Genomic DNA, 24,848 nt, shown 5'->3' with positions numbered 1-24,848 from the left:
CGGTTAAATCATCGTTTGCCGGCCTATTCTGGATCCCCGCCTTCGCGGGGACGACGGAGTCACTAAATGCTTCGCCGTCATTCCCGCGAAGGCGGGAATCCAGAATCGTGAGGGTAATACCCATCCCGCACTACCCGAAACAACCTGCCGCCACGAGCCGCGACGTTGCTTCGCCCCGATCTGGAACCCCCGCTGAATGCACGCCCGCACCCTTATGTCCCTGCCCCTTCTTGCCCTCGCCCTTGGCGGTTTTGTGGTGGGCAGCAGTGAATTTATCATCATGGGCTTGCTGCCCGAACTGGCCACCGATCTGCATGTAAGCCTGGCTGAAGCCGGGCTGCTGGTCAGCGCCTATGCCTTGGGCGTGGTGGTCGGCGCGCCGTTGTTGGGACCGATGCTCGACCGCGCGCCACGCCGGCAAGCGGTGATTTTGCTGATGCTGGCCTACACCCTCGGCAACCTGGCCTGCGCGCTGGCACCGGATTATCACTGGCTGTTGGCTGCGCGCCTGGCCACCGCCATCAGCCATGCCGGCTTTTTCGGCTGCGCCACCCTGCTCGCTCGCGACCTGGCGCCGCCCCATCGGCAAGCGTCGGCCATGGCCATGGTGATCAGCGGCCTGACCATCGCCAACGTGCTAGGCGTGCCGCTGGGTGCGTGGCTGGGGCAAACCACCAGTTGGCGGGTGACGTTTTTTGTGGTCGCCGGCATTGGTGCGGTCACCGTCGTGGCGCAGTTTTTCTGGCTACCGGCCACGGCCAGGCCCGTGCGCAGTGCAGCAGGCAGTTGGGCCGGCATTTTTCGCCCGCCGGTGCTGCATGCGCTGTTGGTGTGCAGCCTGACCTCGGTGTCGCTGTTTACCCTGTTTACCTACATCAGCCCGTTTCTGCGCGAGGTCACCGGTTTTACGCCGGACCAGAGCAATGGCGCCCTCCTGCTGATGGGCATCGGTCTGACGTTGGGCAATATCTTTGGCGGCCGCCTGGCTGACAAGGGCGTGCAACGGGCGGTGCCGAAGGCCTTGGCCACCAGTGCGCTACTCGTGTTGGGCTTGTATTTCTTTGGTCATCTGCAAATTCCAACCCTGCTGATTCTGCTGGGCTGGGGCATTGCCACTTTTGCCGTGTCCACGCCCTTGCAGTTGTTGCTGGTGGAACAGGCCGGCGAGTCGGCCAGCCTGGCGGCCACGCTCAGTCACGCCGCCTTCAACCTTGGCAACGCGGCGGGCGCCTGGTTCGGTGGTTTGTGGCTAAGCGCGCACATGGGCTTGCCACTGTTGCCGGTGTTTGCGGTGCTGCTGTTAACGCTGAATGTCGCGGTGGCCTGGTGGCTGCCGCGGCTCAAGGCGGTCCCCCACGATATTCCCCTGCACTAACGGCGGGTTTTGCGTTTGTAAGAGCCAGCTTGCTGGCAAAGCGGTATGAACCGAGTGGCCGCGTTCGCCAGCAAGCTGGCTCTTACAGGGCATTGCCTAGCGCGGCACCAGCTTCAGCGACGCCGAGTTGATGCAGTAGCGCATGCCGGTCGGTGGCGGGCCATCGGGAAACAAGTGGCCCAGGTGGGCGTCACACTTGGCGCAGGTAACTTCGATACGGTGCATGCCGTGGCTGAAGTCGTCCTTGCTGGTGATGGCGGCGTTTGAAGCCGGCTGGTAGTAGCTGGGCCAACCGGTGCCGGAGTCGAACTTGGCCTGGGAGTCGAACAACTCGGCATCGCAGCAGGCGCAGTGGTACACGCCGGGCGTTTTGTCGTCGTGGTATTTGCCGGTGAAGGCGCGCTCTGTGCCGCCCATTCGGCAGACGTGGAATTGCTCGTCGGAGAGCTCCTCGCGCCAGGTATCCAGCGGTTTTTCAAGCTTGTCCATGGGGTCACCTCTTTGGCTGAAAAAAGCCCGTGCTGTACCTTTTTTAAGGCTCGGGCCACACGTATGATTGCCGCACTTTAGACGCCAGTCTGTCATCCGCGTTACAGACTGCCAAGCCGCACGGCCTACAGCGCCTTGCTACAACGCCGGCACTTTTTATTCAGGACTCCTACATGCAGGTCAGCAAATCGAACAAGCTCGCCAACGTCTGCTATGACATCCGCGGGCCGGTGCTCAAGCACGCCAAACGTCTGGAAGAGGAAGGCCATCGCATCCTCAAGCTGAATATCGGCAACCCGGCGCCGTTCGGTTTCGAAGCCCCTGAGGAAATTCTGCAGGACGTGATCCGCAACCTGCCCACTGCCCAGGGCTACAGCGACTCCAAAGGCCTGTTCAGCGCCCGCAAAGCGGTTATGCAGTACTACCAGCAAAAGCAGGTAGAAGGCGTTGGCATCGAGGACATTTACCTGGGCAACGGAGTGTCCGAGCTGATTGTCATGTCGATGCAAGCGTTGCTGAACAATGGCGACGAAGTGCTGATTCCCGCACCGGACTATCCGCTGTGGACCGCCGCCGTCAGCCTGGCCGGAGGCAACCCGGTGCATTACCTGTGCGACGAGCAGGCCAACTGGTGGCCGGACCTGGACGACATCAAGGCCAAGATCACGCCCAATACCAAAGCGCTGGTCATCATCAACCCGAACAACCCGACCGGCGCGGTGTATTCCAAGGAAGTACTGGAAGGCATGGTCGAGTTGGCGCGCCAGCACAACCTGGTTCTGTTCTCGGATGAAATCTACGACAAGATTCTCTACGACGAGGCCGTACACATTTCCACGGCTTCGCTCGCGCCGGACGTGCTGTGCCTGACCTTCAACGGGTTGTCCAAGTCGTACCGCGTGGCGGGTTTCCGCTCTGGCTGGGTGGCCATTTCCGGGCCCAAGCACAAGGCCCAGAGCTACATCGAAGGCATCGACATCCTGGCCAATATGCGCCTGTGCGCCAACGTGCCGAGCCAGCATGCCATTCAGACCGCGCTGGGCGGCTACCAGAGCATCAATGACCTGGTGTTGCCACAGGGCCGTCTGCTGGAGCAGCGCAACCGCACCTGGGAACTGCTCAACAGCATTCCGGGCGTGAGCTGCGTGAAGCCGATGGGCGCGCTGTACGCGTTTCCGAAAATCGACCCGAAAGTGTGCCCGATCCATAACGACGAGAAGTTTGTGCTCGATCTCTTGCTGTCCGAGAAACTTCTTGTCGTACAAGGAACGGCCTTCAACTGGCCGTGGCCGGATCACTTCCGGGTGGTGACCCTGCCACGTCTGGATGACCTCGACCAGGCCATCGGGCGCATCGGCAACTTCCTCAAGACCTACAGTCAATAAGCCGCCATGGACCTGCAGATCGACGACTTCTATAAAGATGCAGCGACAGGTCTTCTGGCGCTGTACCTGGCCTTCCCGCGCAAGGTGGGCCTGTATGTCGAAGACCTGATCGGCCGCGAAGAGCCGGACGAGTTCGGCCTGCCGAGCAAACGCCACCAGGCGTGCCTCGGCGCGTTGCTGTGGTTGGCCGATGAGGGTTATCTGCGCTACGAGTCGACCATTCATTACGATGCCCTGGACCAGGCGGTGCTCACCGAGAAAGGCTTTCTGCGCCTGTCGCGCGGCGTGCCTCATGCTCTGCCAGATGGCGATGCCCTGCCCCCCAGCGTGCGTCGGGTGCATTCCACCCTCGCCCACCAGTTGCGTGAAGCATTGCAGCAGCAACACGGCGAGCGCATCGCACGGCTCACCCGCCTGCTGTTTACCAGCACCCTCAACGGTTCAAACGACACAGTTTGAAATAGAAGCCGAGTTGTATAGGGCGGGGGGGCGCCCTTATATAGCCCGCACTAGTCGTATGTCTTTGCTCAAAGGAGAAACCTCACACCATGATGCGCATTATGTTGTTCATGGCCACCAACCTGGCGGTTCTGCTTATCGCCAGCATCACCCTCAAATTGCTCGGGGTGGATCGCTTCACGGGCCAGAATTACACCAGCCTGCTGATCTTCTGCGGTGTTTTCGGTTTCGCCGGCTCGCTGGTGTCGCTCTTCCTGTCCAAGTGGATGGCGAAGATGAGCACTGGTACCCAGATCATCAGCCAACCGCGCACCCGTCACGAACAGTGGCTGTTGCAAACCGTTGAAGAGCTGTCGCGCAACGCCGGGATCAAAATGCCGGAAGTCGGTATTTTCCCTGCCTATGAATCCAACGCCTTCGCCACCGGCTGGAACCGTAACGACGCGCTGGTCGCCGTCAGCCAGGGCCTGCTGGAGCGTTTTTCGCCCGATGAAGTGAAAGCCGTACTGGCCCACGAAATCGGCCACGTAGCCAACGGCGATATGGTGACCCTGGCGCTGATTCAGGGCGTGGTGAACACCTTCGTTATGTTCTTCGCGCGTATCTTCGGCAACTTCGTCGACAAGGTGTTGCTCAAGAACGAAGAAGGCAACGGCATCGGTTTTTACGTCGCCACCTTCTTTGCCGAAATGGTACTGGGCATTCTGGCCAGCACGATCGTCATGTGGTTCTCGCGCCGCCGTGAGTTCCGTGCCGACGAAGCCGGTGCCAACCTGGCCGGCACCGCCGCCATGATCGGCGCCCTGCAGCGCCTGCGCTCGGAACAAGGTGTGCCGGTGCATATGCCGGAAACCATGACCGCGTTCGGCATCAACGGTGGCGTGCGCGAAGGCCTTAAAGCCTTGTTCATGACCCACCCGCCGCTGGAAGCACGTATCGCTGCTTTGCAAGCTCGCCGCTAAGCCAATGCAGCGTCCTGAACAAGGGCGCTGCTAGCTAAAAGCCAGGCAAAAAAAAGCCCCGCATCAGCGGGGCTTTTTTCTGGGCGGTAATTAAACCGGCGCTTTGGCGCGCGATTTGTACTCGCCAGTACGGGTGTCGATTTCGATCCAGTCGTCGATCTCGCAGAAGTCAGCTACTTTGACTTCGGTGCCGTTAGCCAGCTTGGCAGGCTTCATCACTTTGCCCGAGGTATCGCCACGAGCCGAACCTTCGGTGTAAGTGATTTGACGCACGATGGTGGTCGGCAGGTCTACCGAAACCACTTTGCCTTCGAAGAATACGGCTTCGCAGACGTCGGTCATGCCATCAACGATGAATGGCAGAACGCTTTCCAGGTCTTCCGAGTTCAGCTCGTACTGGTTGAACTCTTCGTCCATGAAGACGTAGTTCGGCTCGCTGAAGTAGGAGTAAGTCACGGCAACGCGGTCCAGGATTACTGGTTCCATTTTGTCGTCGGCTTTGTAAACGGTTTCAGTGGAGGAACCGGACAGCAGGTTCTTCAACTTCATTTTAACGATGGCGCTGTTACGACCGGATTTGGTGAACTCGGCCTTTTGGATAAGCCACGGTTGGCCGTCGATCAGGGCCACACTGTTAGGCTTCATTTCTTGTGCGGTTTTCATACGAATATCCGAATTGGATGGATTTACAAAATTCTAGGCCGCGTATCATAGCCAATTTCGGTAAAACTGTACCAGCGCCGTCGCAAGATCGGCCTGAGAGGCCCATTGCAGAGCCTTCTCTTCGGCATGCCTAGCCAGTTCGCCCTGCACGCTGCGTAAATTTTCCCAGCCGGCGGCAATGCCCGCCCCCGTATTCCACGCCATCCAGAATTCGACCAGCGCCTCCTGCGCAATAGGTGACAAGCCGTGCTGATACAGCGCCAGGAACGCCTGGAGTTTTTCCAGATGGGCGTCATCGGCCTGTTTATAGATGTGCCACACCAAGGGCCGCCCGGCCCACAGCGCACGAACGAAGGAATCTTCACCGCGCACGGCATTGAAATCACAGCACCACAGCAGACGGTCGTAATCGTGCTGCGACATAAAGGGCAGCACCTGCACCCGCAGGTTACCGCGCTGAAGCACATCAGCCGCAGCTAACTCCGGAACACCAAGCCAACGTTGCACGTCGCCCAGCACCCTGCCCTCCGGCACCAGAAGATGGCTGGGCTGCGGCGCAGCAGCCAGCGCATCGAGCCATTCCGACAGCCCGGCGTTTTCGTAGGCAAAGAGGGACAAGAACGAGGCATCGACTTGCGGCGCCACTCCAAGCGTGGCCAGAAACGCCAGACGCTGTGCCGCATTCTGCTGCAGCGCAGTACGCTCGGCGATCAGAGAACGCTCACGTAACAAGCCGCCGGTTTTTTCGCTAAAGCCGGGGAAAAAGAAAAACTTCTGCAGACCATTGGATTGCAAGGACGGCAAGCCATGGCAACCCTCCACCCACGCTTCTGCGCTCAGGTATTCCAGGTTCAGCCACAGCGACGGCCGTGCCCGCTGCGTCATCGCCTGCACATAGTCGTTAGGCAAGGTGCAGGCGAAGGCCTCGATCACCGCATCGGCGGCAAGCACCGGCAACCACTGCTGCGGCCAGCGACACACCTCGACGCCCTGCTGCCACTGCTGCGCCTGGCCGGCATCGGCATCCGGGCAAATACGCGCAAATGCGGCCAGATCATCGACCCACAAGCGCACCTCGGCGCCCTGCTCGGCCACCAATTGCCGAGCCAGACGCCAGGTCACACCGATGTCGCCGAAGTTATCGACCACGCTGCAGAAAATGTCCCACTTCACACTGAGGCTTCCGAACAAAGATGGCGCAGTTTAACCCCGCCCAAAGAAAAGCCCGCCATATAGGCGGGCTAAAGGTGCGGAGCAGCACAGGAAAAAAACAGGCAACGGGGAGGTTGCCAAGTACGCCGGGGGAGCAGCGTGAAAACGTCAGGCAACAAGCGTGTGCGATGGCTTGCTGCGCAGCAGGGATTCGAAGGTCCAGAGGGTTTTGCTCGCGGCCGCAGCCTCAAACGAGGTGTACGGGCCGGAGCGCGCCACACCATCGACCATCACGTACCAGCAGGCGAGAACGCCGGCGCCGCGCAGGCCAGTCGGAACGGCACTGCCAACCACGGACATGATGTTGATATGAGCCATAACCACCTCCAGATCACTGTATGGGGGCTACCTTACTGGCCGTCTCGCTCGCGCGGAAATCAGTAGGGTCGATAGTGGCTATGCCTAAAGCAGATTGGGCGTGGAGCGAGGGGCAAGAGCGAGCGTGCTCGCTCTTGCAGAAGGTCGCGGGGCTTAGCCGAAAACAGTCACGGTCTGGCGACTCAAGGCCACCAGCTCCCCGCTCGGCGTCCACAGTTGCGCGGCGATATGGCCGTAGCCATCGCGGGCGTATTCGATCTGCGCGAGGTACGGGCACCATTCATCCGTATTCAGCTGTGGGATCGGCTGCACAAACTCGATGGTCCAGGTCAGCGAACTGCCCGGCGCCGGGCTGCGCAGAAATGGCAGCACCGCCGGTGGCCAAGCGTCGACCAACGCCAACAGGTGCGACACCTCCACGGCACTCACCTGCTCTTCGCCGCGCAAGCGCACATAACCGCCCATTTCCCGCGACGGGGTATTGCTGAACGGCATGCCGCCCACGGCCCAACGCATGGCTAGGTAGCGGGTGAATTCCGGAGTAACGCCTTTGAGATACGGCAGCTCGGGGCTGTCCTCCACACGTTTCATCACCGGCGCTGGCAGCGCCGGCACGTCGATAGCCGACTCACGCCCGGCACCGAAACTGCCCTGAACAATGGTCACCACTTGGCCGTTCTGCACCGCACGGCCGAGCACCTGGCTGACCGCTTTACCCTCGCGCAGCACCTCGGCTTGCAGGCTAACCGGCACGTCCACTGTCAGCGGGCCGACAAAGGTAATGGCTAGAGAGCGCACCGGGCGATCGGCCGGCACCACGGCACGCATGGCCTCATACACTAGCATGGCGGCCAGCCCGCCAAAGCCGGCGCGGCCCTGGCCCCATTCGGCGGGCACCACCACGGCCTGCGGGTTGCTGCGCACCGCGTTGATCAGCTCGGAAAAAGTCATAGAACTCTCGTACAGGGAAAAAGGCGTACGTGATGGTAGGGGAAGTCACCGCAAGGACGGAAGCGTCGGGAAGTGCCGGTTTAGCCAATTAGCCGGGGAATTTGGACCTTTCCATGGTTTTGCGCCGAGAGCGAAAAGCTCGAGGCTCAAGCCCAGGGCGCTGGAAGGGTTAAAACGAAAACACGCGCCCAAGCTTCTCCAGCGCCACATCCGAACGTTGTTCGGCCTGCGCCAGTTCCTTGCGCCACTGTGCCACCAACGGCGCCAACTCAAGCTCCTGCTCGGCCCGTGCCAGCCATTGCAGGCGGTCGTGCCAGGCGCCCAGGGCGTTTTGCGCGCGGCGCAGGGCATTGAGGTGTTTGGGCGCCAGATTGACCAACTGCGGATAGGTGTCGGCGCAGTAGCGCACACGTTTGATCAGAATGCGCAGCCGATGGCGGTCATGCGCCGGGTCGGCCATCGCCTCGCTCAGGCGTTTGCTTTCTTTGGCCAGCTGACGCGTGACATAGGCTTTGAGGTGCTCCGGCGCCGCATCGTGCAGTGACTGGCGGAAGAAGCTTGGCCACAGATCCAGCGCGCGCTGCAGACGTAACGCTTCGGCGCTGTGCAGCAAGCTTTCGTACTGCGTTGGCAACGCCTGCTGCCAGCGCGTTGCCAGCGCGTCCAGGCCGCCATGGCGACGCAGCTCGCCGAGCAGCACTTCGTTGTCCCGCACGGCGCTGCTAATGCGCCCGAGTTCCGCGGCCGCGTTCACCAACGGATCGTGTTCAATCAGTTTGCGAAACGGCCGCAGCAAGCTGCGCAGCTTGCGGATGGCGATGCGCACATCATGCAAAGCCTCGGGGTCGGTGTGCGCGGCCATGCGTTCGCGGCCTGCCAGCAGGTTGACTTCCAGCTGCAGCACGCGGGCCACGACGGCGTCGAGAAATTCAGACATGGGATAACAACCTCAGGCGTCAATCGCGCCGTAACAAGCGTATAGGCAGGGCTCGCCGCAGGGCACGCAGGTGGCACTGCAAGTGATCCGGTGCGCTTGGCGCACCGCCATAGCGCTGTGCCTCGAAGGCATCGGCAAAGGCACGAATGTGCCCCAGCTGAGCCGGCAATGCCAGCTCCGCCCGCTGGGCAAAGGCGCGCGCGCCCTCCCCTGGCTGGCGCTGCACACCGTGACGGGCCAGCAGCCGTTCAAAGCGCAGGTACAGGCGCTGGTGCACATCGCGCTCGCGGCGCCAGGGTTTGAACAGCCACAGCGCCACCAGCAGCAATACCGCCCCGCCGCCGCCTACCAACGCCAACACGAAATCACCGGAGTCCAGGCGGCCGAACCACTTCTGCAGCACCTCCAGTTGGGTGCCCTGCTGGTAGCCCAGCACCCAACGCTCCCAGCCGTAGTTGAGGTTTTCCCAACTCATGCGCAAGTCATTTAGCCAGCCGATGTGGCGATAGCGCAGCAACGACAGCGGCGAATTTTCCAGAAAGCTCTGCTCGCCCGCCAACGCTTGCTCCAAGCCCTGTTCGATGCGTTGCGGGGCCACTTGGAAAGTAGGGTCGACGCTCGTCCAGCCCGTGCCTTCGCGCCAATACTCCACCCAGGCGTGGGCGTCGAACTGGCGTACCTGAATGTAATTGCCGGAGACGTTCAGCTCGCCGCCCTGGTAACCCGTTACCACCCGCGCTGGCACCCCGGCCGCGCGCAATACAAAGGCCGTGGCACCCGCGTAGTGCTCGCAAAAACCACGGCGGGTATCGAACAGAAAGTCATCGATGCTGTTCTCGCCCACCGGCGGCGGGCGCAGGGTGTAAAAGTACGGCTCGCGGTTGAAGTGCTGGAGCACCGCCTGCACCAGCGCTTGCGGGTCGGGGTACTGGTCTTTGAGCTGCTGCGCCCAGGCACGGCTACGGGGGTTGCCGTCGGCGGGCAATTGGAGCACCCGGCGTATCGCCGGCTTGACCATCGTGGGCTCGCGCAGGGCTTGGGGCCAGGAGGTGACGCGGTACACCAGCTTCTGGTCCACGGGTTCACGCCGCTCCAGGCGGAAGTCACTCATCAAGCGGGTGCGTTCCAACTCGGTAGTGGCCAGGTCGATACCGAACAACCAGGGTTTGCTGCTGGCTTCCATGATGATTCGGTATCGGATGGGCTCACCCGCCGGCGTCCAGCTCGGCGCCGACGTCCAGCGCACTTCAGAGGACTGCGACCAACGCCGGCCCTCGAATTTGTCGAAGGTGAGCGCGCGCCAGTACTGCTGATTGCGTGGCGGGGGCGCCCCCTCGAAGCTGGCACGAAAGGCCAGCGCGTCGGAGCGACTGAGTTCGGCAATATCGTTAGGCGCCATGCTGTCCGACAGCCCGGTTACCCCACGCTGATCCGGCATCGGCAGCGACCACAACGGGCCGAAACGGGGAAAGAACAGAAACAACAGCAGCATCAGCGGCAGGGCTTGCGCAAGCAGGCTGGCGGCCAAGCGCAACGGCTGCCAAGGGCTTTGCTGCAGCGGGCTTTGTTGCAAGCCAATCAGCGCCGCCAGCAAACCGGTTACCGGCAACAGGGTAAAGGCCACCGTAGTCAGTCGGTCATCAAACAGATACACCGTCACCACGGCAAAAAAGCCCAGCAGAATCAGCACCAGGGCATCGCGCCGGCTGCGCATTTCCACCAGCTTGAGAATAAACGCGGCGATCAACAGCACCACACCGGCGTCCAACCCGATCAGGCTGCCGCGCGAGAGATACACGCCCCCGACAATGCCCACGGTCAGGCCGGACTTCAGCCAGGTGGCCGGGTACTGCGCGCGCATGCGGTAGATCTGCACGCGCCAACCGGCACACACCAGCCACAACGCGACAATCCACAACGGCAAATGCGCCAGGTGCGGGATGATCACCAGCACCTGGGCCACCAACAGCCACAGCAGGCTGATCCGTGGAATCGCTTGCACCGCGCTCATCGCACGTTCTCCTGCCCATACAAGGCCAGGGCACGCAAACAGGCTTCGCGGTGGGTCTGGCCGTTGTCCGGGCCCAATACCAAACCCGGCAAGCGCAGCGCAAACGGCTGCTGGCGCTCGGACAGCGATAGCACCCAATGGCACAGCACCGACAGGCGCATTTCGCTATCGCCTTGCAGTTCGCTGAAGTCCAGCCACAGATCGCGGCCGGCCAGGGCGGCAAAATCCTTGACCAGCAGGCCGTGGCCACGGGAATAGGCTTTCCAGTGCAAACGCCGTTTGGAGTCGCCCGGCTGATAGGTTTTCAGCCCCTGATAATCGTCGGCGCCCTGCCCCAGCACCCGCGCGCCCTGGTCTTCATCATCCTCACGGGTACCGGCGGCCACCGGCATGTCGCCGGCCAGGGGGCGCGGATACACCAGCACGGCCTGGTCCAGATCCACCAGGCTCCAGGTCACCAGAATGCCCAGGGGAAAGCGGCTCTCCACCCGCAGCCGCCCCGGCCGCAGCCAGCCACGCTTGCGCGCGGGCACAATCAACTCGCATTCGGCCAGACCGTTGGCCGGTACATCGAAGTGCTGCAGGTCCTGCGGCGGCCAGCCCAGGGCGACAGATTGATGCGCCCGCCCATTGCTCGACAGGCGCACCCGCAAGGTCGCCTGCTCGCCGACAAACACCGGGCTGCCGCCGGCGGCGTGCAAGGTCAGGCCGGCCAGATTGCGGTAGGTGTGCAAGATGGCGATGACAAACACCGCCGCCAGCAGGAACGTCAGGCCGTAGGCCGGGCTGTTCTGGTAATTGATCCCGGCCATCAGCATCAGCAGCAACGCTAAGGAAAACGCGGCGCCGATACGGGTCGGAATTATGAAAATCCGTCGCTGAGTCAGCAGCACGCTGGTGGCCGGCGGAATGCGCCGTTGCAACCAGCGCTGCCAACGTTGTTTGAACACGGCCATCAGCCCCCCGCCATTAAAGCGCTGGTACTTCGCGCAGCAGCCATTGCACCAGGGTGCCGCCACCGTGCCCGGTCGGGTCGGCACGCTCGCGCAGGCGGTGGCCCACCACAGACGGCAGCACCGCTTGCACATCTTCGGGAATCACATAGTCGCGCTGCGCCAGAAATGCCCAGGCCCGCGCCGCCGCCAGCAATGCCAGGCTGGCCCGTGGCGACAGGCCCCAGGCAAATTGCGGTTGGGTGCGGGTTGCCTCTACCAGGCGCAACACGTAATCGACCACGGCATCACTGGCCCGCACCTTGGGCACTTCGGCTTGCAGAGCGGCCAATTGCTCGTGGCTGAGTACCGCGTCCAGACGCGGCAACATTTCGCGCCGTGCCTCGCCGAGCAACAAGGCTTTTTCTGCGGCCTTGGCCGGGTAGCCCAGCGACAGGCGCATGAGAAAACGGTCGAGCTGCGATTCGGGCAAGGCAAAGGTGCCGCCCTGGCTGACCGGGTTTTGCGTGGCGATTACAAAAAATGGCTCGGGTAGCGGCCGGGTGGCGCCCTCGATCGTTACCTGGCCCTCCTCCATGGCTTCAAGCAGCGCGCTCTGGCTTTTCGGCGTGGCGCGGTTGATCTCATCGGCCAGCACCAATTCGGCAAAAATCGGCCCGGGATGAAACACGAACAAGCCCGTGTCCTTGTCGAACACCGAGGTGCCGAGAATGTCGCCGGGCAACAGGTCGGAGGTGAATTGAATTCGTTGAAAGTTCAGGCCCAGCACGTTGGCCAGAGCATGGCTCAGGGTGGTTTTGCCCATGCCGGGCAAATCCTCGATCAATAAATGGCCGCGGGCCAGCAGACAAGTCAGGGCCAGACGGACCTGAGGCTCCTTGCCCAGCAGTATCTGATTGACCGCATCCAGGCAGGCGTCGAGTTTGGTATGCATGCAAAGCCCCTTTGTCCACGAACCCCGGATGCTACCGGGGTGAGGCGTGATGGCAAAGGCTCGGTTACCTTTGCTGACGTATTTGCCAAGGGAGTTGGCATTTGCATGACGTTTAACAGCGGATATTGCCTTCAGCGATATTCGCCCTACGGAATGGGCGCAGAAGGTGGGGCGAATATCCCAAGGGGATATCCGCCGATACGCCAAGCCTTAACGCAACCGTTCAAGCATCTGGTAGTACCACATCCCCACCGCCAACATCTGGTTGCCCACCCAATCGCCAAACGGCAGGCGGATATGGCTCACGCCAGCAAAGGTATCGAATTTTTCCAGAGAGCCGGTCACCGCATTGGCCATTATCTCGCCGACGATATGGGTGGTGGCCACACCATGGCCCGAGTAGCCCTGGGCGTACCAGACGTTTTTCGACAGTTTGCCCAACTGTGGAATGCGGTTGATGACGATGCCCATCATGCCGCTCCACTGAAACTCGATCTCCACGCCTTTCAAGCGTGGAAAAGTGTGCTCGATGGCCGGGCGCAATTCGCCGGCGATATCGCGCGAATCACGGCCTGAGTAGTTGGCGCCGCCACCGAAGAGCAGGCGTTTGTCGGCAGTCATGCGGTAGTAATCGAGCACAAAGCGGCAGTCGTATACCGCCAGGTCCTGCGGGTTGAGCTTGGCGGCCACCTCCTCGCCCAGGGGTTTGGTGACGACGATGCCGCCAGAGGCCGGGAAGATCATGCCGGCCATCTTGCGTTTTTCCAGCTTGTGGTAGGCATTGCCGGCGAGGATCACCGAGTTGGCCACCACCCGCCCGTGCTCGGTGACCACCACCGGCAGGTCGCCGTGGATGATCTCCAGCACGGGCGACTCTTCGAATACCAGGGCGCCCAGGCTTTCGGCGGCTCGCACTTCACCCAGGCACAGGTTCAACGAGTGCAGGTGCATATTGCGTTTATTGTGCAGGGCGCCGTGGTAGATGTCGGTTTCCAGCAGGCGGGGCATCTCGGCCGCGCTAACGATGCGCACGTCATCGCCCATGCCACGGCGAACCGCTTCTTCGTAGTTGGCTTTCAGGCCTTCCATATGGCTGGGTTTGTAGGCCGCATGCAGGTGACCGTGTTTGAGGTCGCACTGAATGTTGTACTTCTCCACGCGCTTTTTAATGATTTCGTGGCCGCGCCAGCGCAGGTTCCAGATGAAATCATCGACGTCATCGCCCAGCTTGGCGCGCATTTGTTTGCGCATGGCTTCATCGCCGGACAGGCTGCCGGTGACCTGGCCGCCATTGCGGCCGGTGGCGCCCCAGCCGATTTTCTTGGCTTCGATAATGGCCACTTTCAGCCCGCGTTCGGCCAGTTCCAGGGCGGTGGAAACACCGGTAAACCCGCCGCCGATAATGGCCACATCCACCCGCACTTCGCCTTCAAGGCGGGGGTAGCTGGTTTCTTCATTCAGCGTGGCGGTGTAGTAGGAATTGCTGCGTTGCGAAGTCATAACATTCATCCAGAATCTATCCGTCCTCTCGGAGTTCGCCCTGTAGGAACGCATACGGGGCCGGGGGCTTACGAAATTATTCAGGCCTGTTGCAGGTACCAGCGCCAGTCCTGCTCGCCGACTTCGCCCATAAACTGGCGGTATTCGGCGTTTTTCACCGCGAGGAATACCCGCAGAAAATCCTCCCCCAAGGCGTCACGGGCCCAGGCAGATTTCTCCAGCGCGCGCAGCGTGGTCAGCCAATCGGTGGGCAGTACCTCGGTGGCCTGGGCGTACCCGTTGCCTTCAATCGGCGCACCCGGGTCGAGCTGTTCGCGAATGCCGCGATGAATGCCGGCCAGAATGGCGGCGGCAGCCAGGTACGGGTTGGCATCAGCGCCGCAGATGCGGTGTTCGATATGCCGGCTATTGGCCGGGCCGCCCGGCACCCGCAGGCTCACGGTGCGGTTGTCAACGCCCCAGGTCGGCGCAAGCGGCGCGTAGCTGTTGGCCTGAAAACGGCGATATGAGTTGGCGTTCGGGCAGAAGAACAGCAACGAGTCGAGCAAGGTCGACAGCATGCCGCCCACCGCCTGTTTGAGCAGCGGCGTACCTTCCGGCGCTTCGCTGGCGAACAGGTTGCGGCCATCCTTGTCGGCCAGGCTTACGTGCATATGCATGCCGGTGCCGGCGATATGGTCGAAGGGTTTGGCCATAAAGCAGGCGGTCATGCCGTGCTTGTGCGCCACGCCTTTTACCAGTCGTTTGTAGCGCACCGCTTCGTCCATGGCTTGCAGGGCGTCGGTGCGGTGTTCCAGGGTGATTTCCACCTGGCCGGGGGCGTATTCGGAAATCGCTGTGCGCGCCGGAATGCCCTGGGCTTTGCAGGCGGCATACAGGTCGGCGAGGAAGGGCTCGATCTGCTCCAGCTCGCGCAGGCCGTACACCTGGGTGCTATAAGGGCGACCGCCGTCGGCATCCAGCGCCGGTTGCGGGCGGCCATGGGCATCGCGCTTCTGGTCCAGCAGGTAAAACTCAAGTTCGGCGGCCATCACCGGGTAATAGCCGTCGGCTTGCAACTCGTTGATCACTTTCTCCAGCAGGCGCCTCGGGTCGGCAATCGCCGCGGGCATGCCCTCCTCGCCATGCATGCTCACCTGCACGGCGGCAGTAGGCATCAGGCGCCACGGCAAACGGGTCAGGCTGCCGGCCACTGGGTAGGCGCGGCAGTCGATATCGCCCACGTCCCACACCAGCCCGGAGTTTTCCACGTCATCGCCGTTGATGGTCAGGCCCAGGATGGTGCTGGGCAGCGGCCGGCCCGTCTCATATACAGCAAGCAGCTCATCGCGGTGCAGCAACTTGCCGCGCGGTACGCCGTTGTTATCGATGATAAAGAGCTCGAACGCCTCGATATCGGGGTTCTGTTCAAGAAAATCGCGGGCTTCTTGCGTGTGGGCAAAACTCATGGGGCTTCTCTCTTTTTGCGTCCACGGCCAGGGCCGTGGACAAACAACCGCGCACAAACGAGGCACCCTCAGGTGTCGTGCTGCGTGAACGGCTATGCAGAAAACGTGCAGGGGCACGTTGGCAGGCGCTAAGGCCTGATTAGAGAAAAGCGGCGTCTGGCGGACGGGCATGGCGGCAGTGCCACAAGGCCCAGAAAGCCAATTCGATGGGAAGCGAGGTGCTCAATAGAAAGGCTCTGTAAACAGATGCTTAGCAGAGTCACACAGCGGCCATGATGGCTTAAATTCAAATCTGACTATGTTTAGTTTCGGCGCAGGTAAACATTCATCCCACCTCGCCGTCGTAGGTTGGGTTGAGCCCGCGAAGCCCAACAGGGAACCCGCAGGGTTCCGCGTGCAGACTCTGCCGCGCACACGTTGGGCTTCGCCGATGGCTCAACCCAACCTACGCAGAATGGCGTTAGGGCAAATCCGTGCGAATGGCAGCACGCTCTTCAATCACGTCCGCCTCGAACAGATTTTCCAGCTCGGCACGCGCTTCACGGGCGGTCTGGATTACCGCAGCCGCGTCGTTGTAGACCAGATGCTGTTGGCGCAGCACTTCTTCGTCGTGATGGCGGAAACGGCGAATACGCGCATTGGCCTGGTCATGGCTCAAACCGAGGTGCAGCAGAATCAGCCGCCCCATTTCCAGGCTGGAGTGGAAGGTCTCGCGCACCGCGGTGGCCTCCAGGTCCATCAAATGGTGCACGTGCTGGCGGTTGCGCGCCCGGGCAATCACCTTTACGTGCGGGTACAGCTTGCGCACCAGCCGCGCGGTTTCGATATTGGTCTCAGGGTTGTCGGTGGCGACAATAAACAGCTCGGCGCTGTCGACATGGGCCGCGTGCAGGATTTCCGGGCGCAGCGGGTCGCCGTAGAAGATCGACATACTGCCGAGCTTGCGTTGCTGCTCAATGCTTTCCACCGAGGTATCCAGGGCCACAAACGGCACCCGCTGCGCGCGCAGCACACGGGCCACGATCTGCCCCATGCGGCCCATGCCGGCGATGACCACGCGCGGCGCGTCGGCGTTGAACTGCCGGTACTCTTCGGGTGGTTCGCGTTCGGCCACTGGCTGCGGCTTGAACAGTTTGCCAATGGCCAGCAGCAGCAACGGCGTGAGCGCCATGGACAAGGTAATCGACAGCACCACCAAGCTCAGCAAGCGGTCTGTGAACAGGCCATGCTGATGGGCCATTTTGAACACCACAAAAGCGAACTCGCCGCCTGAGGCCAATACAACGGCCAATGCCAAGGCCGAGCGCCGATCCAATGCGCCCAGCCAGCGGCCTATGGCAAACAGTATGGGCAACTTGGCGCAGACCAGAATCAAGGTAAAACCCAGCACTATCCAGGGCTCGTTGAGCAGCAACACGAAGTCGGCCGTCATGCCTACGCTCATGAAAAACAGCCCTAGCAGCAAGCCTTTGAAGGGCTCGATCTGTGCCTCCAATTCATGCCGGTATTCGGAGTCAGCCAGCAGCAAACCGGCGAGAAACGCGCCGAGCGCCATGGACACGCCAGCCAGCTCCATCAGCCACGCCGTGCCCAGCACCACCAGCAGCGCGGTGGCCGTCGACACTTCACGCAGGCCGGTTTTGGCTACCACTCGGAACACCGGGCGCAGCAAATAGCGCCCACCGATGACGACGATGGCGATACTGATGATGATTTTCGCCAGTTGGCCGACCTCGTCGCCAGCCGAGGTGCCCTGGTGCGCGCTGCCCAGCATGGGAATCAGGGCAATCAGCGGAATGGCGGCGATGTCCTGAAACAGCAGGATGGCGAAGGCCAGGCGGCCGTGGGGTTTGCTGAGTTCCTTGCGCTCGGCCAGTATCTGCAAGCCAAACGCGGTGGAGGACAGCGCCAGGCCCAGGCCGAGAATCAGCGCGCTGTTGCAGGGCTGGTTGAACATGCTGTAGGCGATGCTACCAATCAGCAGACCACAGACCAGCACCTGCGCCAGACCTACCCCAAACACCGACCTGCGCATCACCCAAAGCCGCCGGGGTGAAAGTTCCAGCCCAATAATGAACAGCAGCAACACCACGCCCAGTTCCGATATCTGCGCCACGCTTTGCGGGTTGCCGATCAGGCCCAGCACCGAGGGGCCGATCAGTACGCCAGCCAGCAGATAACCCAATACCGAGCCCAGTTGCAGACGCTTGGCCAACGGCACTACCAGCACGGCCGCCAGGAGGAAGACCACTCCCGACTGTAGAAAACTATCGCCATGCTCCATGCCCGTGCTCCGTTGGTGGTGAAAGGCTGGGGATTATCGGTAAAAACCGCATGGGTTGCATGGTGAGATGTGCGCACGTGCGACGGCAGGCACGCCCTTCCCGTAGAAGCGAGCTTGCTCGCGAAGCTCTTGATGCATGGCACGCTAGGGCAAAAAGCTTCGCCAGCAAGCTGGCTGGCTCCTACGGATTGGAGAATCGCTTTGAGGCTCCATAAAAAAACCCGGCCGAGGCCGGGTTTTTCTAAAGCATCAGGCTAATTACTTGGCCTGAGCTTCCACTTCCGCTTCTACGCGACGGTTTACAGCGCGGCCCGCGTCGGTGGCGTTGTCGGCAACCGGTTTGGATTCGCCATAACCCACAGCGTTAACACGCTCGCCACCTACACCGTACTGGTTAACCAGCACTTCACGCACGGCGTTGGCACGGCGCTCGGAGAGTTTCTGGTTGTAGGCGTCGGTGCCCACGGAGTCGGTGTGGCCTTCCACGGTGGTGGAGGTGTCTGGGTATTGCTTCATGAAGTCAGCCAGGTTTTTGATGTCGCCATAGCTTTCTTCTTTGACTTTCGATTTGTCGAAGTCGAATTTCACGTCCAGTTCAACGCGAACCACTTCGGCAACCGCTGGGCAGCCGTCAGCATCAACGGTGACGTTGGCTGCGGTGTCCGGGCACTTGTCGACGTTGTCGCACACGCCATCGTTGTCGCTGTCCGAGCACACTTCAGGCGCTGCAGCCGGCACTGGCTCGGCAGCTTTCTTGCCACCGCCGAAGTTCACACCGATACCCACGCTTGGCGCCCACTCGGTGTCGCCCTGGTCGATGTTGTACTGGGCTTCAACGCCGGCACGGGCGTAGAAGTTTTCGGTGAAGTACAGCTTGGCACCGCCGCCAACGTTGGCGAAGGTTGAGCCGTTACGGCCGCCGCTGCCATTCTGGTCGATGCTCTGGTCGGAGAAGCCGGCCGAGAGGTACGGACGCAGGGTGTCACCTGGGGCGTTGAAGTGGTACAGCGCGTCGAGGGCCGTGTTCGAGCCTTTGACGTTCTGGCCGTCGTTGGTGACGGCGTTGTGGACTTCGTCGTAGGCCAGGCGCAGCTCTACGTCGTCAGTCAGAAAGTAGCCAATGGAGCCACCAAACAGGTTGCCGTCATTTTTGAAATCACGCTGGCTGTCGAAGTATTCCTTCTTGGCGAAGCCTTCAATCTCAACCGCACCTTGGCCCTGAGCCAACGCTTGGAAAGAGCTGGCGGCGATCAGCGAACCGATTACAACGCCTAAGGTGTTTTGCAATTTCATCCGTAAAGTCCCCATATAGATTGTGCGCAGATTAACGATGCGTTTAATCGACAAAGACAACGTAGTAGACAAACGCCACTGCCGCTAACCCTGCCAAACAAATTTTTCCGAGCTGGCCCTACGCCAGCCGTGGCCTCTAGCTTGCTCAACTGAGATATCGGGGCATTTCTTTCGGTTCAACAAATAAATTTCACGTTTTTTTGACATCCGCTGCGAACACCCCTGCTCGCCGGCCGCCGGGTGCTTGCCCACGGCGTTTTAGCGTTTCCAGGGTTCGCCCGCAAGCTGGCTCCTACAGCGGGTAATCCCGGGCTGTGCAACCAAATCGCCACACCTAAGCTAATAACCAAATAGTATTTATTTCTAAATTCTTAGAACCATTATTCTCTGCATCACCGGACCACCGGACATCGTCTTCTTCTAGTTACCGTCCAGAGGTCCGCCCGCTCAACGCAGCGCTCGGAGCCCGTTGAGGAGTATAAAAATGAAAGCGCTCACCCCGCTCCGCCTGCTGGCCGCCCTGGCCTTCAGTGGTTTTGCCATCAGCACTCAAGCTGCCGATTTCACCGTTGCCTACCAGACCACCGTAGACCCGGCCAAAGTGGCCCAGGCCGATGGCGCTTATGAAAAGGCCAGCAAGAGCAAAATCGACTGGCGCAAATTCGACAGCGGCGCCGAAGTGATCACCGCCGTGGCCTCCGGTGATGTGCAGATCGGTTATGTCGGTTCCAGCCCGCTCGCTGCCGCGGCGACCCGCCAACTGCCGGTAGAAACCTTTTTGATCGCCACCCAGATCGGCGCCGCCGAAGCCCTGGTAGCCCGTAACGGCTCGGGCATCAACTCGCCGCAAGATCTGGTCGGCAAGAAAGTCGCCGTGCCTTTCGTCTCTACCGGTCACTACAGCCTGCTGGCCGCCCTCAAGCACTGGAACATCGATCCCAAGAAAGTCGAGATCGTGAACCTGGCACCGCCGGCCATCATCGCTGCCTGGCAGCGTGGCGATATCGACGCCACCTACGTATGGGACCCGGCCCTGGGCAAAGCCAAGGAAAGCGGCAACGTGCTGATCACCTCGGGTGAACTGAGCAAGCTCGGTGCTCCGACCTTCGATGCCTGGATCGTGCGCAAAGACTTCGCCGAGAAACACCCGGAAATCGTCAGCGCGTTCGCCAAAACCACCCTCGACGCCTACGCCGCCTACCGCAAAGACCCGAAAGCCTGGCTGGCCGACAAGGACAATGTTGCCAAGGTCGTAAAACTCTCCGGCGCCAAAGCTGAAGACGTTCCGGTGCTGCTGGAAGGCAATGTGTTCCCGCTGGCCAGTGATCAGGTCACCGCGCTCGGCGAGCCGACTACCAAGGCCATCACCAACACCGCCGGTTTCCTCAAAGAGCAAGGCAAGGTCGATGCCGTACTGGCGGACTACTCGCCATACGTCAGCAACCAGTTCGTCAAATAAGCCGATTTGAACTTCAACCTTGGTGGCCAGCGCCATCAGGGTTACTCCGTTGGAGCATGACCATGAGCTTTTCCTTTTCCCGCCGCCTGCTCGCCAGCCTGGTAGTTGCCGGCCTCAGCTTCACCGTACAAGCCCAAGACATCATCATCGGCTACCAGACCGGTATCGACCCCAGCAAAGTGCCGCAGGCCAACGGTGGCTATGAAAAAGCCATCGGCGAAAAACTTGACTGGCGCAAATTCAACAGTGGCGCCGAAGTGGTCACCGCCATCGCTTCCGGTGATGTGCAGATCGGCAACCTCGGTTCCAGCCCGCTCGCCGCCGCCGCTACCCGTGGTTTGCCCATCGTGACCTTCGTGGTTGCCGCGCAGATCAACTCGGCCGAAGCCCTGGTGGTACGCAAAGGCAGCAAGATTGAAAAACCCGAAGACCTGATCGGCAAGACCATCGCCACCCCGTTTGTGTCGACCTCCCACTACAGCCTGCTCGGCGCGCTGAAACACTGGAACATCGACCCTACCAAGGTAAAAGTCGTCAACCTCAACCCGGCGCAAATCACCGCCGCCTGGAAGCGTGGCGATATCGACGGCGCGTTTGTGTGGTCGCCGGCACTGGGCGAAATCAAGAAAGACGGCAAGGTGCTTACCGATGCCGCCGAGGTGGGCACCTGGGGCGCACCGACCTTCGAAGTCTGGGTAGCGCGCAAGGATTTCGCCGAGAAACACCCTGAGGTGTTGGCCAAGTTCGCCAAGGTCAGCATCGACGCGTATACCGCCTACAACGCCAACAAGGCCGCCTGGACCGCCGACTCCGCGCAGGTGAAAGAAATCGCCCGCCTGACCGGCGCCAATGCCGCCGACGTGCCTGAATTGCTGGCCGGCTCCACCTTCCCGGAAAGCGCCGAACAGAAAACCCTGCTCGACGGCCAGACCGCCAAAGACATCGCCGCCACTGCCGTATTCCTCAAGGAACAGGGCAAGGCCGATGGCGTGTTGGCGGATTACTCGCCGTATGTGAGCACCAAGTTCGTTCAATAACCGATGTACCCCTTCCTGGATTCCCGCCTACGCGGGAATGACGGAAGGTGGCTAAAAGCACCGTCGTCCCCGCGCAGGCGGGGACCCAGAATTTTGGACCCAACCAGAGCGAGACACGCCATGGCCTTATTAGAACTGGAGCGCATCAGCGCACAGTACCCGGGCACTACCGCACCGGTGCTGGCCGATATTTCCCTGACCCTGGGGCCGCAGCAGTTGCTGGTTGCCCTCGGCCCGTCCGGGAGCGGCAAAACCTCGCTGCTCAACCTGATTGCCGGCTTCGTGGCCCCCAGCAGTGGGCGCATCACCCTCGACGGCGTGCCGGTAAAAGGCCCGAGCGCCGAGCGCGGCGTGGTGTTTCAGGACGACGCCCTGCTGCCCTGGCAGAACGTGTTGGACAACGTCGCCTTCGGCCTGCAATTGACTGGTGTCGCTCGCCCGCAGCGCGAAGCCAAAGCGCGCGAAATGCTCGCCCTGGTTGATCTGGCCGGTTTCGAGCAGCGCCAGGTGTGGCAGTTGTCTGGCGGGCAAAAGCAGCGCGTGGGCCTGGCCCGTGCGTTGGCGGCCGACCCGCGGGTGCTGCTGATGGACGAACCCTTCGGCGCCCTCGACGCCTTTACCCGCGAACAGATGCAAGAGCTGTTGTTGCAGGTGTGGCAACGCAGCGCCAAACCGGTGTTTCTGATTACCCACGACATCGAAGAAGCGGTGTTTCTGGCCACCGACCTGGTGCTACTGGCGCCGAACCCCGGGCAGATCGTCGAGCGCCTGCACCTGGATTTCGGCCAGCGCTATGCCGCCGGCGAGCCGGCACGGGCGATCAAGTCCGACCCGCTGTTTATCGAAACCCGTGAGCACGTGCTGGCGCAGGTGTTCAACCAACGTTTGGCCCTGCAAGCGGAGGCCCGTGTATGACCAGTTATGAAGCCAGCCTGAACACGGAACAAGTGAGCAGCGCCGATGCCCTGGGCGACCTGCCCAGCGCGCCGGCCCAACGCCGGGCCTTGAGCACTCGCCTGATCAGCGCCCTGACCCTGGTCAGCCTGGTGGCGCTCTGGTGGGCGGTAACCGCCTTCGGCCTGATCGAGCCACTGTTTCTACCGCCGCCTTCGGCTGTGCTGCAAAAAGGCTGGTTGCTGGCCACCACCGGCTATATGGAGTCCACGCTCTGGCAGCACCTGGGCGCAAGCCTGGGGCGTATCGGCCTGGCGTTGCTGATTGCCGTGCTCACCGCCATTCCGGTGGGTATCGCCATTGGCCGCAACCGCATTGCCCAAGGCATTCTCGACCCGCTGATCGAGTTCTACCGCCCGATTCCGCCGCTGGCCTATCTGCCCCTGATCGTGATCTGGTGCGGCATTGGTGAGCTGTCCAAGGTGCTGTTGATTTACCTGGCGATTTTCGCCCCCATCGCCATTGCCACGGCCACCGGCGTGCGCACCGTCGACCCCGCCAAACTGCACGCAGCGCAATCGCTGGGCGCTACCCGCAGCCAGTTGATTCGCCATGTGATTCTGCCCAGCGCCCTGCCCGACATCCTCACCGGTGTGCGCATTGGCCTGGGCGTGGGCTGGTCGACATTGGTGGCGGCCGAGCTGATCGCCGCCACCAGCGGCCTGGGTTTTATGGTGCAGTCGGCGGCGCAGTTTCTGGTCACCGATGTGGTGATTCTCGGGATTCTCGTCATCGCCGTCATCGCCTTTGCCTTGGAGATGAGCCTGCGGGCCCTGCAGAGACGATTGGTGCCCTGGCACGGCCAGAGCCACTAACCCTTTTTCATGACGCGCCGGCAACGACCGGCGCGCGTTCAACCCCTTTGCGCTGCATCCCACTGCCACGTACGAGATCGACCATGAGCCTGCACATCACCCCTTTGAGTTCCGCCCTCGGCGCGCAAGTAGAAGGCATTACCCTCAGCGAACCCTTGAGCGACGCCAACCAGCGCGCTATCGAACAAGCGCTGCTCGACCATCAGGTGCTGTTCTTCCGCAATCAGCCCATCACCCCGCAGCAGCAAGCCCGTTTTGCCGCGCGCTTTGGTGATCTGCATATCCACCCTATTTACCCCAACGTGCCCGAGCAGCCGGAAGTACTGATTCTGGACACGGCCGTCACCGATGTGCGCGACAACGCCATCTGGCACACCGACGTCACCTTCCTGCCAGAGCCGGCCATGGGCGCCGTGCTGAGCGCCAAGCTGCTGCCGCCCAGAGGTGGCGATACCCTGTGGGCAAGCGGCATCGCGGCCTTTGAAGCGCTGTCGGCACCGCTGCAGAACCTGCTGGACGGCCTGACCGCAACCCACGATTTCACCCGCTCGTTTCCCTTGGAACGCTACGGCAGCACGCCAGAAGACTACGCCCGCTGGGACGAAACCCGGCGCAAGCATCCGCCGCAATCGCACCCGGTGGTCCGCACCCATCCGGTAAGCGGGCGCAAGGCCCTGTTTGTCAGCGAAGGCTTCACCAGCAAGATCAACGAACTGGAGCCCGCGGAAAGCCAGGCGCTGCTGACGTTTCTGTTCGCCCACGCCACCAAGCCCGAATTCTTCGTGCGCTGGCGCTGGCAGGAGAACGACATCGCCTTCTGGGATAACCGCGTAACCCAGCACTACGCCGTAGACGACTACCGCCCGGCGCGGCGGGTGATGCAGCGCGCCACCATCCTTGGCGACAAGCCGTTTTAATCACAACACGATCCCCTGTAGGAGCGAGCTTGCTCGCGAAGCCCGCAAACGGGATCCGAAACCGAGGTTTTCAGGGTTCGCGAGCAAGCTCGCTCCTACAAACACATCTCAGTTTAAAGACTCAACTCTCCATATAGAGACAAGCCCCGCAGCAGGCTTTGCGCTCGCGATTTAATCCCGCCCGTCTCAAATCAGAGACAAAGCTGAACAAGCCCCCATCAAGAACTAGAACTTAGCTTTATATTTCAACAACTTAAGAACCTGGCACACATCTCGCTAATGCTCCCTGCACGGCACAGACCGCACGCAGAACAAAAACAAGATTCGTCAGGAGATTCGCCATGAGCGTCCTGCTCAGCCTCGCCCCACCTTCGCCCTCAGCCACGCGCCCTTCTTACGGAAAAAGCGCCGAATCAATTCGCCGCTTCGCTACTCCATACAGCAACGCCTTAACTCAATAAAAACAAGACCGCCCGACGGCCCCGTCGCCGG

22 protein-coding genes are annotated in these 24,848 nt (G+C 61.4%); 9 read left to right on the top strand and 13 right to left on the bottom strand.

The window, feature by feature from the left end; genetic code table 11:
• Positions 1 to 196 precede the first annotated feature (196 nt).
• Positions 197 to 1,375: an MFS transporter gene (locus tag PKE98_RS14060; protein WP_271195922.1), complete on the top strand. Its 1,179-nt coding sequence runs from the start codon at positions 197 to 199 to the stop codon at positions 1,373 to 1,375.
• Positions 1,376 to 1,471: 96 nt separating this feature from the next.
• Here PKE98_RS14060 and msrB read toward each other — a convergent pair whose 3' ends face one another.
• Positions 1,472 to 1,864, bottom strand: a complete 393-nt coding sequence (gene msrB / locus PKE98_RS14055) for a peptide-methionine (R)-S-oxide reductase MsrB (RefSeq protein WP_271195921.1) — start codon at positions 1,862 to 1,864, stop codon at positions 1,472 to 1,474.
• Between the two features lie 173 nt (positions 1,865 to 2,037).
• Here msrB and PKE98_RS14050 point away from each other — a divergent pair, with 173 nt between their 5' ends.
• From PKE98_RS14050 to htpX, 3 genes are all read left to right on the top strand, one after another.
• Entirely contained in the window at positions 2,038 to 3,249 is a 1,212-nt protein-coding gene (locus PKE98_RS14050) for a pyridoxal phosphate-dependent aminotransferase (protein ID WP_108098109.1), read from the top strand.
• Positions 3,250 to 3,255: 6 nt separating this feature from the next.
• Entirely contained in the window at positions 3,256 to 3,708 is a 453-nt protein-coding gene (locus PKE98_RS14045; RefSeq protein ID WP_271195920.1) for a hypothetical protein, read from the top strand.
• A gap of 89 nt (positions 3,709 to 3,797) precedes the next feature.
• Positions 3,798 to 4,670: a protease HtpX gene (htpX, locus tag PKE98_RS14040; protein ID WP_271195919.1), complete on the top strand. Its 873-nt coding sequence runs from the start codon at positions 3,798 to 3,800 to the stop codon at positions 4,668 to 4,670.
• Between the two features lie 90 nt (positions 4,671 to 4,760).
• Here htpX and efp read toward each other — a convergent pair whose 3' ends face one another.
• The 12 genes from efp to PKE98_RS13980 all read right to left on the bottom strand — a co-directional run bounded on the left by efp (position 4,761) and on the right by PKE98_RS13980 (position 19,174).
• Positions 4,761 to 5,333: an elongation factor P gene (gene efp, locus PKE98_RS14035; protein WP_271195918.1), complete on the bottom strand. Its 573-nt coding sequence runs from the start codon at positions 5,331 to 5,333 to the stop codon at positions 4,761 to 4,763.
• 45 nt (positions 5,334 to 5,378) lie between these two features.
• Positions 5,379 to 6,506, bottom strand: coding sequence for an elongation factor P maturation arginine rhamnosyltransferase EarP (earP, locus tag PKE98_RS14030; RefSeq protein ID WP_271195917.1), 1,128 nt, complete (start codon positions 6,504 to 6,506; stop codon positions 5,379 to 5,381).
• A gap of 147 nt (positions 6,507 to 6,653) precedes the next feature.
• Positions 6,654 to 6,863, bottom strand: coding sequence for a hypothetical protein (locus PKE98_RS14025; RefSeq protein WP_271195916.1), 210 nt, complete (start codon positions 6,861 to 6,863; stop codon positions 6,654 to 6,656).
• A gap of 153 nt (positions 6,864 to 7,016) precedes the next feature.
• Entirely contained in the window at positions 7,017 to 7,814 is a 798-nt protein-coding gene (locus PKE98_RS14020) for an acyl-CoA thioesterase (protein ID WP_271195915.1), read from the bottom strand.
• Between the two features lie 169 nt (positions 7,815 to 7,983).
• Positions 7,984 to 8,751 (bottom strand): CHAD domain-containing protein, encoded by a 768-nt coding sequence (locus PKE98_RS14015; protein ID WP_271195914.1) that lies wholly within the window; start codon positions 8,749 to 8,751, stop codon positions 7,984 to 7,986.
• A 19-nt stretch (positions 8,752 to 8,770) separates the two neighbouring features.
• Complete coding sequence (locus PKE98_RS14010) at positions 8,771 to 10,762, bottom strand: transglutaminase TgpA family protein (RefSeq protein WP_271195913.1); 1,992 nt, start codon at positions 10,760 to 10,762, stop codon at positions 8,771 to 8,773.
• The gene (locus PKE98_RS14005) at positions 10,759 to 11,721 is read right to left on the bottom strand and encodes a DUF58 domain-containing protein (RefSeq protein ID WP_373877862.1); all 963 of its coding nucleotides are present in this window, start codon (positions 11,719 to 11,721) and stop codon (positions 10,759 to 10,761) included. Before PKE98_RS14005 ends, PKE98_RS14010 begins: the two co-directional genes overlap by 4 nt.
• Positions 11,722 to 11,731: 10 nt before the next feature.
• Positions 11,732 to 12,649, bottom strand: a complete 918-nt coding sequence (locus PKE98_RS14000) for an AAA family ATPase (protein ID WP_271195911.1) — start codon at positions 12,647 to 12,649, stop codon at positions 11,732 to 11,734.
• A 210-nt stretch (positions 12,650 to 12,859) separates the two neighbouring features.
• On the bottom strand, positions 12,860 to 14,149 hold the full coding sequence (locus PKE98_RS13995) for an NAD(P)/FAD-dependent oxidoreductase (protein ID WP_373877857.1): 1,290 nt from the start codon (positions 14,147 to 14,149) through the stop codon (positions 12,860 to 12,862).
• 80 nt (positions 14,150 to 14,229) lie between these two features.
• A complete protein-coding gene (locus PKE98_RS13990; protein ID WP_271195907.1) occupies positions 14,230 to 15,597 on the bottom strand; it encodes a glutamine synthetase family protein in 1,368 nt (455 codons plus the stop codon).
• Positions 15,598 to 16,057: 460 nt separating this feature from the next.
• Complete coding sequence (locus PKE98_RS13985) at positions 16,058 to 17,881, bottom strand: monovalent cation:proton antiporter-2 (CPA2) family protein (RefSeq protein ID WP_271195906.1); 1,824 nt, start codon at positions 17,879 to 17,881, stop codon at positions 16,058 to 16,060.
• Between the two features lie 258 nt (positions 17,882 to 18,139).
• Entirely contained in the window at positions 18,140 to 19,174 is a 1,035-nt protein-coding gene (locus PKE98_RS13980; RefSeq protein WP_271195905.1) for an OmpA family protein, read from the bottom strand.
• Between the two features lie 484 nt (positions 19,175 to 19,658).
• On the opposite strand from PKE98_RS13980, the gene tauA (PKE98_RS13975) reads away from it, so the two are divergent.
• The 5 genes from tauA (PKE98_RS13975) (at position 19,659) to tauD (ending at position 24,356) form a co-directional block, all read left to right on the top strand.
• Positions 19,659 to 20,633, top strand: coding sequence for a taurine ABC transporter substrate-binding protein (gene tauA / locus PKE98_RS13975; RefSeq protein WP_271195904.1), 975 nt, complete (start codon positions 19,659 to 19,661; stop codon positions 20,631 to 20,633).
• Positions 20,634 to 20,695: 62 nt separating this feature from the next.
• Complete coding sequence (gene tauA, locus PKE98_RS13970) at positions 20,696 to 21,670, top strand: taurine ABC transporter substrate-binding protein (protein ID WP_271195903.1); 975 nt, start codon at positions 20,696 to 20,698, stop codon at positions 21,668 to 21,670.
• Between the two features lie 120 nt (positions 21,671 to 21,790).
• A complete protein-coding gene (tauB, locus tag PKE98_RS13965) occupies positions 21,791 to 22,585 on the top strand; it encodes a taurine ABC transporter ATP-binding subunit (protein WP_271195902.1) in 795 nt (264 codons plus the stop codon).
• A complete protein-coding gene (gene tauC, locus PKE98_RS13960) occupies positions 22,582 to 23,439 on the top strand; it encodes a taurine ABC transporter permease TauC (RefSeq protein ID WP_271195901.1) in 858 nt (285 codons plus the stop codon). The genes tauB and tauC overlap by 4 nt, the downstream gene beginning before the upstream one ends.
• An 83-nt stretch (positions 23,440 to 23,522) precedes the next feature.
• Positions 23,523 to 24,356 carry a taurine dioxygenase gene (gene tauD, locus PKE98_RS13955; RefSeq protein WP_271195900.1) on the top strand — a complete coding sequence of 278 codons (834 nt, stop codon included), beginning with the start codon at positions 23,523 to 23,525 and terminating at the stop codon, positions 24,354 to 24,356.
• Positions 24,357 to 24,848: the final 492 nt, after the last annotated feature.

Origin of the sequence: Pseudomonas turukhanskensis, from assembly GCF_027922365.1 — a bacterium.
Lineage (GTDB): Bacteria > Pseudomonadota > Gammaproteobacteria > Pseudomonadales > Pseudomonadaceae > Aquipseudomonas > Aquipseudomonas turukhanskensis.
This window is presented reverse-complemented; position numbering and strand designations above follow the sequence as displayed.